The 12951-nt window shown below is 67.8% G+C and carries 12 protein-coding genes and 1 pseudogene; 8 read left to right on the top strand and 5 right to left on the bottom strand.

Features of this window, described 5'->3' with window-relative positions:
- Positions 1 to 84 precede the first annotated feature (84 nt).
- The 5 genes from CP976_RS35835 (at position 85) to CP976_RS35855 (ending at position 4902) form a co-directional block, all read left to right on the top strand.
- Positions 85 to 1167, top strand: a complete 1083-nt coding sequence (locus CP976_RS35835) for a zinc-binding dehydrogenase (RefSeq protein ID WP_208838951.1) — start codon at positions 85 to 87, stop codon at positions 1165 to 1167.
- A 68-nt stretch (positions 1168 to 1235) separates the two neighbouring features.
- A complete protein-coding gene (locus tag CP976_RS35840) occupies positions 1236 to 1766 on the top strand; it encodes a 2,4'-dihydroxyacetophenone dioxygenase family protein (RefSeq protein WP_150484052.1) in 531 nt (176 codons plus the stop codon).
- 138 nt (positions 1767 to 1904) lie between these two features.
- Positions 1905 to 2966, top strand: coding sequence for an alpha/beta fold hydrolase (locus CP976_RS35845; RefSeq protein ID WP_208838952.1), 1062 nt, complete (start codon positions 1905 to 1907; stop codon positions 2964 to 2966).
- A gap of 285 nt (positions 2967 to 3251) precedes the next feature.
- Entirely contained in the window at positions 3252 to 4067 is an 816-nt protein-coding gene (locus CP976_RS35850) for an oxidoreductase (protein WP_150484053.1), read from the top strand.
- A 316-nt stretch (positions 4068 to 4383) separates the two neighbouring features.
- Positions 4384 to 4902, top strand: a complete 519-nt coding sequence (locus CP976_RS35855; RefSeq protein WP_150484054.1) for an AAA domain-containing protein — start codon at positions 4384 to 4386, stop codon at positions 4900 to 4902.
- On the opposite strand, the gene CP976_RS35860 is transcribed toward CP976_RS35855, so the two are convergent.
- The 5 genes from CP976_RS35860 to CP976_RS35875 form a co-directional block, all read right to left on the bottom strand.
- On the bottom strand, positions 4801 to 5700 hold the full coding sequence (locus tag CP976_RS35860; protein WP_150484055.1) for an NADP-dependent oxidoreductase: 900 nt from the start codon (positions 5698 to 5700) through the stop codon (positions 4801 to 4803). The two genes, CP976_RS35855 and CP976_RS35860, sit on opposite strands and share 102 nt — an antisense overlap.
- A gap of 211 nt (positions 5701 to 5911) precedes the next feature.
- Complete coding sequence (locus tag CP976_RS43105; RefSeq protein WP_167537487.1) at positions 5912 to 6082, bottom strand: hypothetical protein; 171 nt, start codon at positions 6080 to 6082, stop codon at positions 5912 to 5914.
- 140 nt (positions 6083 to 6222) lie between these two features.
- Positions 6223 to 7221, bottom strand: coding sequence for an SMP-30/gluconolactonase/LRE family protein (locus CP976_RS35865; protein ID WP_150484056.1), 999 nt, complete (start codon positions 7219 to 7221; stop codon positions 6223 to 6225).
- 147 nt (positions 7222 to 7368) lie between these two features.
- On the bottom strand, positions 7369 to 8595 hold the full coding sequence (locus tag CP976_RS35870) for an MFS transporter (protein WP_150484057.1): 1227 nt from the start codon (positions 8593 to 8595) through the stop codon (positions 7369 to 7371).
- Between the two features lie 122 nt (positions 8596 to 8717).
- Complete coding sequence (locus tag CP976_RS35875) at positions 8718 to 9404, bottom strand: SDR family NAD(P)-dependent oxidoreductase (protein ID WP_150484058.1); 687 nt, start codon at positions 9402 to 9404, stop codon at positions 8718 to 8720.
- Positions 9405 to 9601: 197 nt separating this feature from the next.
- Between CP976_RS35875 and CP976_RS35880 the strand changes: the two genes are divergently transcribed.
- The 3 genes and pseudogenes from CP976_RS35880 to CP976_RS43980 all read left to right on the top strand — a co-directional run bounded on the left by CP976_RS35880 (position 9602) and on the right by CP976_RS43980 (position 12951).
- Complete coding sequence (locus tag CP976_RS35880; protein ID WP_167537488.1) at positions 9602 to 10300, top strand: IclR family transcriptional regulator; 699 nt, start codon at positions 9602 to 9604, stop codon at positions 10298 to 10300.
- A 763-nt stretch (positions 10301 to 11063) separates the two neighbouring features.
- Positions 11064 to 11330 (top strand): annotated as a pseudogene (locus CP976_RS43975) (AAA family ATPase); the annotation flags it as partial.
- A gap of 601 nt (positions 11331 to 11931) precedes the next feature.
- Positions 11932 to 12951 carry an ATP-dependent nuclease gene (locus CP976_RS43980; RefSeq protein ID WP_229875644.1) on the top strand — a complete coding sequence of 340 codons (1020 nt, stop codon included), beginning with the start codon at positions 11932 to 11934 and terminating at the stop codon, positions 12949 to 12951.

Here is a 12951-nt window from a genome sequence, read left to right on the forward strand (position 1 = left end):
AGACAGAGCCATGCAAAACCACGTTCATGCAGGACAAACCCTTGTCGCCGGCGATCGCTGCGACGCCGGCGCGAGGAGCAGTTCATGTCGATGAAGGCAGTCGTCATGGTCAACAGCGGCCTTGAGGTCGTCGAGGCGCCGCTCCCGCAGCCCGGCCCCGGCGAGGCCCTCGTCAAGGTCCTGGCGGCCGGAATCTGCGGCAGTGACCTGCACTGCGTCACCCATGGCGCCCAGCTGCTGGACAGCGCCAGGGAGGCAGCGGGAGTCGAGCTGTTCAAGCTGGACGAACCGGTCGTCCTCGGCCACGAGTTCTGCGCCGAGATCGTTGAGTACGGCCCCGGCTGCCGGGAGACACTCGCCCCCGGCAGCCGCGTCGTCTCGGTACCGTTCCTCCTGCGGCCGGAACCCGTCACCCTCGGCTTCGGGGGACCAGGTACTCCCGGTGCGTACGCCGAGTACATGCTCCTGTCGGAAGACCTCCTGGTTCAGGTGCCGGACCACGTCCCCGACGACATCGCCACCCTCGCCGAACCCCTCGCGGTCGCCCTGCACGCGGTCAACCGCGGCGGCTTGGGGCCCGACGACGTGCCGGTCGTGATCGGCTGCGGTCCCATCGGTCTCGCGGTGATCGCGGTCCTGAAGATGCGGGGCATCGGGCCGATCGTGGCGTCGGACTTCTCGCCGTCGCGCAGGGCGATGGCCGCCGCCCTCGGCGCCGACGTCGTGGTCGACCCGCGTGAGACGTCGCCCTATGAGTCCTGGCAGGAGGCCGCCGCCTCCTCCGACGCGACGCGGTGGGGCCGCCAGACCTCGATGTTCCCCGGCGGGGGTCTGCGTCCGTCCGTCGTCTTCGAGTGCGTCGGTGTCCCCGGCATCATCCAGCAGATCCTGGCCGGAGCCGCGGCCTGCTCCAAGGTCGTGGTCGCGGGCCTGTGCATGGTGCAGGACTCCTTCTACCCGAGCTTCGCGATCATGAAGGAGATCGACCTGGCCTTCTGCCTCTCCTATACGCCCGAGGAGTTCGCCCAGGCATTGGGGCACATCTCCTCCGGGGAGCTGCAGGTCGAGGCGTTCATCACCAGCCGTGTCGCACTCGACGACGTGCCCGAGGCCTTCGCGAGGCTGGCCGATCCCGAGAAGGACGCCAAGATCATCGTCCTTCCGTGACCTGATCCGAGCCGAGCCGCTCTCCCGCCGACTGACCGCGGCACCTGAGAAGAAAGCAGGCACCCGTCATGACCGCCGAACTGAACGCACACAAGGTCCCCGTCCTCTCACTCCCGCAGACCGAGCTGCTCACGGTCAACGTGAACGAGATCCCCGTCCTGAAGGACTCCCTGGGCCCCGGCATCGACTTCCAGCCGCTGTTCCTCGACCCCGAACTCGGAGTGTGGGTGATTATCGGCACCTTCGCCCCCGGTGTGGAGCTGCCCATCCACCTCCACACCGGTCCGGTGCACGGTTACACCCTGAAGGGAGAGTGGATCTACAAGGAGTACCCGGACCAGCCGCAGACCGCCGGGTCCTATTTCTACGAGCCGGCCTCCTCGGTCCACACCTTCAAGGTGCCGGAGACGACCACCGAGCCCACCGTCGTGCTGTTCATCGTGTACGGCGCCAACGTCGGCTTCACCGACGAGGGCCAGTTCCACTCGGTCCTCGACGCCGTCACCGTCCGGAAGCTGACCGAGGACTGCGCACGCGCCCAGGGCCTCGGCGCCATCACCTACCTGACCGGTGGCACGGCGAAGTTCAGCGACGCGTAACAAGGCACGGCGGTGCGGGCAGCGAGCCACAGCGGCGACCGACGTCCGCGCACCACCTCCGCCCGGGGGCGGTGCGACGGGACCGAGTCGCCCCCGAAGGAAAGTGTTTCGCACGCAAGAGCGACATGGAGGCCGCCAATGCCCCTCTCCGAATGGGAAGAGTGCACCGTCCGGGTCGACGGACAGCGCATCCACCTGCGGATCGCCGGTACATCCGGCCCCATGGTCCTGATGGTCCACGGCTTCCCCCAGTGCTGGTACTCGTGGCGGCACCAGATGGACGCGCTGTCCGGTGCCGGCTATCGCGCCGTGGCGATGGACCTGCGGGGATACGGCCGATCGTCCAAGCCCGCAGAGGTGGCCGCATACCGGATCACCGAGTCGGTCGCGGACTGTGTCGGCGTGGTCGAGGCACTGGGCGAGTCGAGTGCCGTGATCGTCGGCCACGACTACGGGGCCCCGGTGGCATGGGTATCGGCATGGACCAGGCCCGACATCTTCAGCGGTGTCGTGGCGCTGAGCCAGCCGTTCGGGGGACGAGGCCTGGCAGGGCTGCCGGGCAACCCGTTCGGCGAGCGGCGCCCGAGTGAGGTCGCCCGCGAGCTGGCGGGCCCCGACATGCTGTTCTATCAGGAGTACTTCTCCCTTCCGGGGGGCGTTGCGGAGCAGGAGATCGAAGCGGACGTGCGGTCGTGGCTCATCAGCGGCCTCTACACCCTCTCCGCCGACCACCCCCTGCCGCCCGAGCTCGTCGGCGTCGACCTCACAGCGCTCCCGCCGGACATCCTGCGGGACTTCGTGCGGAGTGCCATGTGCGTACCGCGGACGGAAGGCTTCGGCGCACGGCTGGAACTGCCGGAGAAGCTGCCCGACTGGCTCGACCAGGGTGACGTGGACTTCCTCGTGGCCGAGCTCGAGCACACGGGGTTCACTGGGCCACTGAACCATTACCGGACCACTGATCTGAACTGGGAAGCCCTTGGAGAGTACAAGGACAGGCCGGTGACCGTGCCCGCGCTCTTCATCGGGGGCGACCGGGACGTGACGACGATCTGGAGTCAGGAAGCGATCGCCCGGATCGGCGAGAAGGTCAAAGACCTGCGGGGAGCGGTGATCCTGGCCGACTGCGGGCACTGGATCCAGCAGGAGCAGCCAGAGGAGGTCAACAGGGAGCTCCTCGCCTTCCTCGCCGGTCTCTGATCGGGCAGGGCTTTGGCCGGGTGGCAGTGGTGCCGGTAACCGTCGCCAGCTGCTCGGGCGCCCCTCGCGCCCTGGTTGGAAGAGGGGCGCTTGTCGCCAGCGAGGCTGCTCGCAGAAGGCACGCAACGTCGACCGATTCCATAGGCGCCATCGGTCAAGGCTGCACGAAGACCACGCCCACCTCCGGATGCCAGGGATGCCGGCGATCGCGATCGGAGATTGTCCGGGGCCGACCATCCTGCTATTGCATTATCATCGTAATTCAAAACGTTCAGGGAGCTGGCCATGACAGCAGACAGACCGCTTGCGCTCGTGACCGGCGCGTCCTCAGGTATCGGCAAGGCGACAGCGCACGCGCTCGCCGAGGCAGGGTTCGACGTGGTCGGGACGAGTCGCAAGGTGACCGCGGGAGATTCGCGCGGCGGCGTGACGTTCCTGAGTCTCGATGTCACCCGCGATGACTCGGTCGAGAGCGTCGTTCAGCAGGTGATCGAGAAGTTCGGGCGTATCGACGTCCTGGTCAACAACGCCGGGATCGGTGCCAACGGAGCCGCCGAGGAAATCTCCGCAGCCCAGGCACAGCGCATCTTCGAGGTGAACGTCTTCGGCCTGATGCGCATGACCAAGGCCGTCCTGCCACACATGCGCCGCCAGGGGAGGGGACGCATCATCAACATCTCCTCGGTGATCGGATTCGTGCCCAACCCGTTCATGGCCGTCTACGTCGCGACGAAGCACGCGGTGGAAGGCTACTCCGAGTCCGTGGACCACGAGGTCCGTGAGCAGGGCATTCGAGTCCTGCGCGTCCAGCCGGGGCCCATCAACACTCCGTTCGACGTCAACATGATGCAGGCCGACACCCCCCTGCCGATATACGCGCGGCAACGGGCCGTATTCGATGAGTTGATGGAGGAGCAGATGAGAAGTGGCGACGATCCCGCCGTCGTCGCCAAGGTGGTCGTCGCGGCAGCGACCGACCCGAAGCCGAAGCTGAGCTATCCCGCCGGCTCGATCGCCGCACGCGTGAGCGTGCTGCGGCGCATCGTCCCGGCCCGGGCCTTCGACAAGAGCGTCCGCAAACTCAACCGCATGACCAGCTGACGGCACAGAGCCGGGAACATGTGCGGATCGTGTCCTTCGGAATACTGGGTTCACGGGAATTGAGCACGAGCCTGAACTCTGGCCGTTGCTGAAGTCCGTCGGATGCGGCCGAGGTTACCAAGTCGCGTACTGCGCTTTCGAGTTCGAGTCGGGGTAGAAGTACGGTCCCGTGTGGTGGGCAGGAACCCGTCGAGGCGCCACTCCGCGCGGCATCGTCGTGCCGCGTGCGTAGGAGGCCCATCATCGTCGTCGGGGACGACCGCCAGTGCGCCCCGTTCTACAGCGACAGTAGGCATGACCGGACCACTCGGATTTTTTGACGAGCGCATGGCCGGCCTCGAACCCTGGCAGCGCGAAGGCTTCGATCCCTAGTCCAACCTGCGAACTGCTGCAGTCCCGCTTCACCGAAGTGATCCGGCCGGAGGCAGAGGCCGTCGTCCACGAACTGCACCGCCTCACCCAGGACTCCGACTACGCGGACCGTAGTATCGGCGTGATCATCCCGCGCCACGGCGACCTGACGCGACTGGTACAGAACCTCGTTGACCAGCGCATCGATGTGTCGGCCCGCGAACGTCACAGCATCCTGGTCGGCACACCCGAGCAGTTCCAGGGAGACCAGCGCGACGTCATTCTCCTGTCGATGGTCGTCGACGGAGCCAACGTCATCGCCGCAGCGTTGGGCATGGACGTGGTGCTGGCGCAACACGTCGTCGGAGTGACCCGCATGTTCTTACGGGGCCAGCAAAAGCTTTCCTCGCAAGCCTCCCTGCTCGAACGCCGTGTGCGCCGCTGCGGCGTTCGACAGCGGGTAGGTGCGGCAGAGCGGCACTGACAGCGTGCCGTCGGCCAGTTGCTCGGCGATCACGGCCAGTTGGTCTCCGTCCTCCTCGACGTAGCATTTGCGGGGCGTGATCTCGCGCTGCGGGCCGGGCTGTTCGTTATCCGTGATCGAGAGGAATTCGCCGCCGTCGCGCACGGTCGAGATCGTCTGCGGGAGCCCCGCGGTGTCGATGACGGCGTCGAACGCCTGCTGAGGAACGTCTGCACCGGGCGGATACACCGTGCGAACGCCGAGCGAGGTGAGATCGTCCTCGTCCGTGGCTCGGGCGAGGCCCGAGACCTCGTGCCCGGCCTGGACGAGCCACTGGACGGTGACCCGTCCCACCGCGCCGGCGGCCCCCGCGACGAGCACCTTCGCCCGCTCAGGCAGGTGCAGGTTGCTCAGGAGCTTGGCCGAGGTCAGCACGGTCAGGGGAGCTGCCGCCGCTGTCTCCAGACTGAGCCCGGCGGGTACCGGGGCGAAGAGCTCTTGCGGTGCGCTGACGAATTCCGCGTAGGTTCCGTGGAGGCGGGTCATCTGCTTGACCATGCCCATCACCCGGTCGCCCACCCGGAACCGGGAAACCTCTGAGCCGACGGCGTCGACGGTTCCCGCGACATCCCAGCCGAGCACGGCGGGGAAGGTGAGATCGAGTCCGGGGATGCCTCGTCGAGTCCAGATGTCCACCGGGTTGACCGCGGCGAAGGCCGTCTTCACCCGGATGTCGTGCGGCCCGGTCTGCGGGAGCTCCACGTCGGCGTAGGTGAGTTCGTCCGCTGGTCCGGTGCGGACGATGACTGCTGCTTTCATGCTGAGTTCCTTTCGGGGATCACCGTGAGTTCAGGGCGCTGATTTCGGGCTGTGCAGCGAGCAGAACACCAGTGCGGAGGCCGACGCGGGGCTGATCGCTGTGCCGAGGGGGCAGAAAGGGGTGAACACTGCTCGGGCACAGAGGCTGTGGCCCCGATGACCTGGGTGGCGTTGGAGGAGGTCTCGGCGAGTACCGCAAGGGTCCGGGCTGCTACGCGGACGATCCGCCGGAGATCCGGGCGGTCATGGAGGTAGATCCGAGGGTCGCGAGCGAGGCCAGGACTGATGCCGAGTTGGCGGAGCCGTGGTGGGCGGTGCCGAGGGACGCCGTTTCGCATCGGCCGATGCTGGGCTTGCCCATCTGCAGCGCGATCTCCCGCACGCGGTTCCCGGTCTGCTGTCGGCGTCGACCGCTCCACCGTCATTGCGTCGCGGGAAAGTTCGACCGGGTGACCGACAGCGGCGGTCGCCGCCGCGCGGCACTCTGCTGCGCGGCGGCGGCCTCATGTGCAGTGGTCGGGGTCAGGACTTGGTGACGACCACTTCGTAGGTGGGTGAGGCGGGCGGGTCCTGCGGCGTGGGGCGGGTGTCGAAGTGGGCGTTCACGGCGGCGAGCAGGTGGCCGAAGCGCGCCGCCGTGGCCGGGACGCCGTAGGCCGGGCTGGTGATCTCCTTCTCGAGGGTGCCGCTGCGCAGGTCGCCGCTGAGCTTGAAGCGGGAGATCTTGTTGTCGAAGCCCTGCACCACCCACAGGTCTCGGCCGTGGAGCACGAGGCCGTCGGCGTTGGGTGCCTTGACGCCCTTGATCACCGCGGAGGCCCCGGTGTCCGGGTCGACCGTGTAGATCCGCTGGTTCGCGAAGTGACCGACGATCAGCGTCTTGCCGTCGGGCGTGGCCTCGATCCCGTTGAGGTTGTACTCGCCGCTGAGCTCGGCGGCCGGGCCGGTGACGTCGAGGGTGCGGACCTGTCCCAGGGTGCCCTGCTTGCTGACGGGCACGAAGTGGAGCTTGGCCTGCGCGGAGTCGGTGAACCAGGCGCCGCCCGCGGTGAGGACCACGTCGTTGATGAGGCTGGTGGTGCCGGGGACGGCGAGTTGGAGGGTGGCGACCTCCGCACCGGTGGAGGTGCTGTACACGTAGGCCTGGCCGCTCTTGTCGCCGGCGACGAAGAGCAGGCCGTGGCGTGTGTCGGCCTTCATGCCCACTGCTGCCCGGCCGGCGGGGGCGTCGATGAAGCGTTCGGCGGTGCCGGTGCGGATGTCGCCGCGGTAGATGTCTCCGGCGTAGAGGTCGCCGGCGTAGAAGGTCGTGCCCTTGCCTGCGGCGATGCCCTCGGCGGAAGTGGCGCCGGGCAGCGTGATCACCTTGTTCTGTACGGCCGAGTGGTGGGCGGTGGCGGTGGCGGCGACAGCGGAGGTTGCCGTGTGGGAACCGGCGACGAGCAGTCCCGCTGCGAGGAACGTGACGGGTACGCCCTTCAGGACCCGGGCGGACGAACGCTTCCAGAGGATTGCGCGCATGCGATTTTCCTGTCGTGTGAGTTCGGGTGAGGCCTGGCCCCACCTGTCAGGTGGGGCGCGGATGCGCCCCTGCGGGGTGGCATCGGGTGTGTGTGCCGGCGCCGTGGCGGACGGGCCCGTGACGTGCAATGTCGGTTGCGGTTCGTGTTAGAGCACCAGTGCGGAGGCGAGCGCGGGGCCGATCGCGCCGCCGAGGAGGTAGAGCAGGGTGAACAGCCCGATCGCTGTCGGCTTGTCCTGTTCGGGCATGGAGGCTGTGGCCGCGATGACCTGGGTGGCGTTGGCCGAGGTCGCGGCGAACAGCGCCAGGAAGATCCCGGCCAGTAGGAGAACCGGCGCACTCGCGAGGACCGCGGCGAGTACGGCGGCGGTCCCGGCTGCGACGAGGGCGATCCGTACGTTCGTGCGGGAGAGGCGGGCGGCGATGGAGGTGAATCCGAGGGTGGTGAGCGAGGCCAGGACCATCGCCATGAGCTGTCCGGTGGCGGCGGTGTCTTTGGTCCAGTGGGCGCGGGTGATGAGCAGCTGGGGGATGACGAACAGCAGGGTGAAGTACCCCGCGGAGAGAGCGAGTGTCAGGCAGGTGGCGGTCTGGAACCTCGCCGACCGGATCGTGGCCACCGGCACATAACCGTCGGGGCGGCGGCGCGTATGGATGATGAGCAGGGTGATCGATATCGCCGTCGCTGCCAGGGCCGGCAGCGGGTTCGAGGCGAACATCACGACGCTTCCGGAGAGCACCGCGACCAGCAGCGCGCCCCCGGCGTCGAAACGGCCGATGCCGGCTGTGTCTGGTGCCAGGCGGCGGCTGACGACGGGTACGGCGATCAGCGTGATCGCCAGCATGGAGAGCGCGACGCGCCACGACAGGACGTCGGTGAGCTGGGTGCCGATCAGCGGACTGACCGCACCGAACAGCCCCATCCCGGCGCTGATGGCGCCGATCCTGCGGGCGCTGCCGGCCAGGGCGATGGCGAGCACGTTCAGGCCGGCTCCGCCGACGGCCTGGGCGGCCCGTCCGGCCACGGCCAGGGGCAGCCAGGTCGAGAACAGGACGATGACCGTGCCGGCGGCGACGAGCGCGGCGCTCGTGAAGAGCACCGTGTGCCTGCCGCGATGCCTCATGAGCGCGGCTTGCAGCGGTGTCGAAACCGCCAGGACGAGCGCGAACACGGTGGCGAGCCAGGAAGCGGTCGCGGCGGTCGTGTCCAGCGCGGTGCCGATGTCGTCGAGGATGAGCACCGTCGCGTTGTTCGCGGCGGCCACCGGCGACGCCATGAGCACGAGCCACAACACCGGCACCAGTGGCCGGGAGAGCTCCAGCGCGGGGCTCTGGCTGGACGTGTGTGAATGTGCGGGTGAGTTGTCCGTCATGGTCTCCGCGCCTTCGGGGTGCGGGCGGGGGCTTGTCCGGTCGCCAACCGCCGGCGCCCCCGCCCTTGAAAGGGCGGCAGGGCCAGGACCGCATTCTCGGTGCTGACCCTGCGCATCGGGTGTTACCAGGGCAGGATCTGCTCGTCCTGGTAGAAGGCGCCGGTGCCCGCATCGGCGGGCAGGTTGACGACGTGCTTGATGCTGGCCGCGCCCTCCGCGAGGGGACGGCCGCCCTCACCACCGAGGTCGCTGGCCGTCCAGCCCGGGCTCGCGGCGTGGACGGTGATCCCGTCCTCGGCGAGCTCCGCGGCCAGCGAACGGGTCAGCGCGTTCAGAGCCGCCTTGGACGCACCGTAGGCAGGAGTGGCCGCCCCCATGCGCGCCAGCGACGCCGCCTCGCTGGACACGTTGACGATGCGGGCACCCTGCGCCTTGCGCAGCAGCGGCAGCATGGCCTGAGTGACACGCCAGGTGCTGAAGAGGTTGATCTCCAGCGCGTCCTGCACCACACCGAGATCGGCGGTGGACGCCTGCTGGGCGTAGTCGAAGATGCCGCCGACGTTGTTGACCAGCACGTCAAGACGACCGTGCTCGGCCTCAACCTTCTGCGCCGCGGCCTTGACGCTCGCCGGGTCCGAGGCGTCGAGCTGGACCGGGTGGGTGTCGCCGCCGATCTCTGCGGCTGCCTGAACTGCGGCATCGCCGTTGCGGGCGCTGAGCAGCACGGTGTCGCCGTCCGCGGCGAACTGGGCGGCGAGCTCGCGGCCGATGCCGCGGTTCGCGCCGGTGATGAGGATGACGCGTGACATGACTGTGTCTCTTTCCTGGCGGGGGGTATTGGGTGGGGGCCGGCCGGTACGGCCGCTGATGCGGCGCCCACTACGGACGCGCCCTCGATCACCACCTTGGTTCCGCGAGAGCACAATGTCAAACAATCAGGTCCAGAAATCTGCTAGAGTTCAACATTATGGAATCCGAGACGTCATCCGGCCGCGTGCTCCAGTCCGTGCAGCGGGCCTTCGATCTGCTGGAACGCATCGCGACGCATCCCGAAGGCGCGCGATTGAGCGAACTTGCCGACGGCGCCGGCCTCAACCGCAGCACCGCACACAATCTGCTCGCCTCCCTCGAAGGGCTCGGCTACATCACCCAGGACAAGAAGGGCGCCGCCTACCGGCTGACCGGCAAGCTCAACCGCCTGCTGCGCCTGGACGCCGAGGCAGAACACGCCCTCCGCGCCCGCATCAGGCCCGTGCTCAAGAACGTGAGCCAGGCATCGGGCGAGTCCACCTTCCTCGCGTTCGCCACCGGCACCGACTACCTGTGCGTGGACGCCGTGCAATCGGACCAGCCCCTGCACCTCGCAGTCAGACCCGGCGAGCGAAAGTCACTGATCGGCGAGGCGCTCGGCCACGCCCTGCTCGCAGCCGACGCCGACCTCGCCCACTTGGTCCGCGCCGAAGACCCGGACCGATGGGAACGCCACGCACAGGAAATCGCCGACGCCAAGCACCACGGCTTCGCCCTCGACCTCGACAGCCAGCAGGCAGGCATCTCGTGTGTCGCCGTCGCGGTCACCCCACGCGCCGCGATCGCCGTCGCCGGGCCCACCAGCCGCCTCCCGGAATCACGCCTCATCACAATCGGCCAGAAGATCCGCGAGGCACTGGACAAAGTGCGACCGGCCAACCAGGAATGGCTGTGACCCTGAACTACTCGAAAGCGGAAAGCCAGCGCATGTGAGAGGGCGCCGGGCCTTACGGCCTAATCAGTCCGGTGGTCTGGGCGCAGGCTCTTCTTCGGTGCGCCCAGACCACCCCCGGCCGGATTGAGGTCGGGGTGTAGGTCGGGAAGCGGAAGACCGTCAGCCAGGGCCGTTTGCCGATCAGCTCGCGCATAGCGGCGTCGACGTGGTAATCCGGGTTCTTCCGGCACACTGGTGACCGTGCTGCAACTCGGCCCCCGCTCTGGTGCATTGAGCGGAAGGCATCGCTGAACGCGGTTACGCGCAGGCCTTCTGTCGCCCTCGGTGGGCGCGCATGGGTATCCCATGTTTCGGTGAAGCGGGCGTGCCGTGAGAGCGCCTGGACGGTCTTCGGATCATCCTGGCCTGGTCCGCCGGATTTGCTGATCGGGCCGGCCCCACGCAGGAGGTGCGCACGAACCCGCAGAGGCGCTCACTCCGCGCGGTGTCGACGCGCCCTGTGCGTAGGAGGCGCCCTGCTGTGGCACCTACCAGTCGTGAGGGTCCATCTCCCCCCGCCGCTGTGCCGCAATGACGGTCGCGCACTGCTGTCTGAAGTTGGGCGACCTGACGTGTCCATTTCCAGCCATGGGGAGGGATTCGTCAAACGAGGCACCAGTGTCGCGGTGAATCGTATGATGCGTCAGAACCGCATGCGGGTGGGGTACTTGAGGCGGTTACAGCCGCCTGTGTCGTCGAGGGCGCGGGCCTCATCGCTCGGGGGATGTCGGTGTACCTTGCCTGTCTGTTTGCGGAGAACTTCCGGATCTTCGGCGCGGCGCCGCAGAAGGAAGGCGACAAGGATGCCAGCCTGAGCCTGGACTTCGGTCCCGCCACGAACGTCCTCGTCGGCGAGAACGACAGCGGCAAGACGGCCATCATCGACGCGATCCGCCTGTGCCTGCTGACGACCGCGGCTGACTTCTACCGCATCACACGCGACGACTTCCACGTCGGACCCGGCGGCCGCGCGGGCACTTTCAAGATCACCTGCGGGTTCAAGGACCTCACAACGGAAGAACAGGCCGTCTTCCTTGAGTTGCTCACCACGGACGAGGAGGGCAACGTCGCCCTCTACGTCACCGTCAAAGCGGAGTTGATGGACCCGCTGCGTCCCCACCGCGTCGCGATGACCACCCGCACCGGCCGCGATGGGGAGGGGCCAGCCCTGGACGGTGCCGCACGTGAACTGCTGAAGGCCACCTACCTGCGGCCCCTGCGGGACGCGGAGGCGGAGTTGCGCTCCGGCCGCGGATCACGGCTGTCGCAAATCTTGGCCGGCTACCCGGCCATGCGCGCACAAGGTGAGGACGACTTCGACGAGGAGAGCGGCAGCGCCTCCACGTTGGTCGGCATCCTGCGCCGCGCGGAACGGCACATCAGCGACAACGAGGCCATCAAGACGGCCCGGGACGACATCAACACCGGTTACCTGCAGAAGTTCTCCATCGGCTCCGACGTCCTGCGCGGTGAGATCGGCGTTGCGGGTGATGCGACGCTCGCCCGCGCGCTGGAGCGGTTGGAGCTCACGCTGTTCGCGGGTACGGGGGAGTGGACCAGACACGGTTTGGGTTACAACAAACGCCCTGTTCATGGCGGCCGAACTGCTCCTGCTCGGCAACAGCGTCATCGCGCCCCTGCTGCTGATCGAGGAACCCGAAGCCCACCTCCACCCGCAGCTCCAGACCCGCATCATGGACCTCCTGCGGGATCGCGCCGAGACCGCGAACACAGTGGAGACGCCGCCGGTCCAGGTCATCCTCACTACCCACAGCCCCAACCTGGCCTCGGCCATTCCGGTCGAACATCTCACCCTCGTCGCCCGCGGATCCACCTTCCGCCTGGCACCGGGACTAACCAAGCTCGATGAGGGCGACTACGCCTTCCTCACCCGCTTCCTCGACGTGACCAAGGCCAATCTGTTCTTCGCCCGCAGCGTCGCCATCGTCGAGGGCGACGCCGAAGCCATCGTCCTGCCCGCTCTCGCACAGGCGGTCGGCCGGTCGTTCAGCGAATGCGGCGTCAGCGTCGTCAATGTCGGCGGCGTCGGCCTCTTCCGCTACAGCCGGATCTTCCAACGCGAGGGCGAGCAGATACCGGTCGCCGTGGCCTGCATCCGGGACCGGGACCTGGTTCCCGCCGGTACCTCCGCGGAGATGCGCAAGAAGCTGAAGTGCTCGGTGGAGATGACCAAGCAAGAGATCGAAAAGCACGTCGCAGGGTTGAAAGAGGAGGACAGCGGCCACGTACGCACCTTCGTCTCCGACCACTGGACGCTGGAGTACGACCTGGCCGCCGGCTCCTGGGCCATGGCGACCCTGATGCACCAGGCCGTTCGTGCCGCTGTCGCCTCCAAGACTGCCTGGCCCACCGCGGACAGACTCGCCGACCTGGACCGACTGGCGCAGGAGGAGGTCAAGAAGTGGCGAGAGAGCAACGTTCCCCTGGAAAAGGCGGCCTTGGACATTTATGAGCCGCTGCGCATGGGTCGGGGCAGTAAGCCGATCGCCGCCCATCACGCGGCCCGGCTGCTGCAGAGCACGCCCGTGACCGATGAAGACCTGCCGCCCTACCTCGTGGCCGCCTTCACATACCTGTGCAGCGAGGTCTGA

This window comes from Streptomyces coeruleorubidus (assembly GCF_008705135.1).
Lineage (GTDB): Bacteria > Actinomycetota > Actinomycetes > Streptomycetales > Streptomycetaceae > Streptomyces > Streptomyces coeruleofuscus.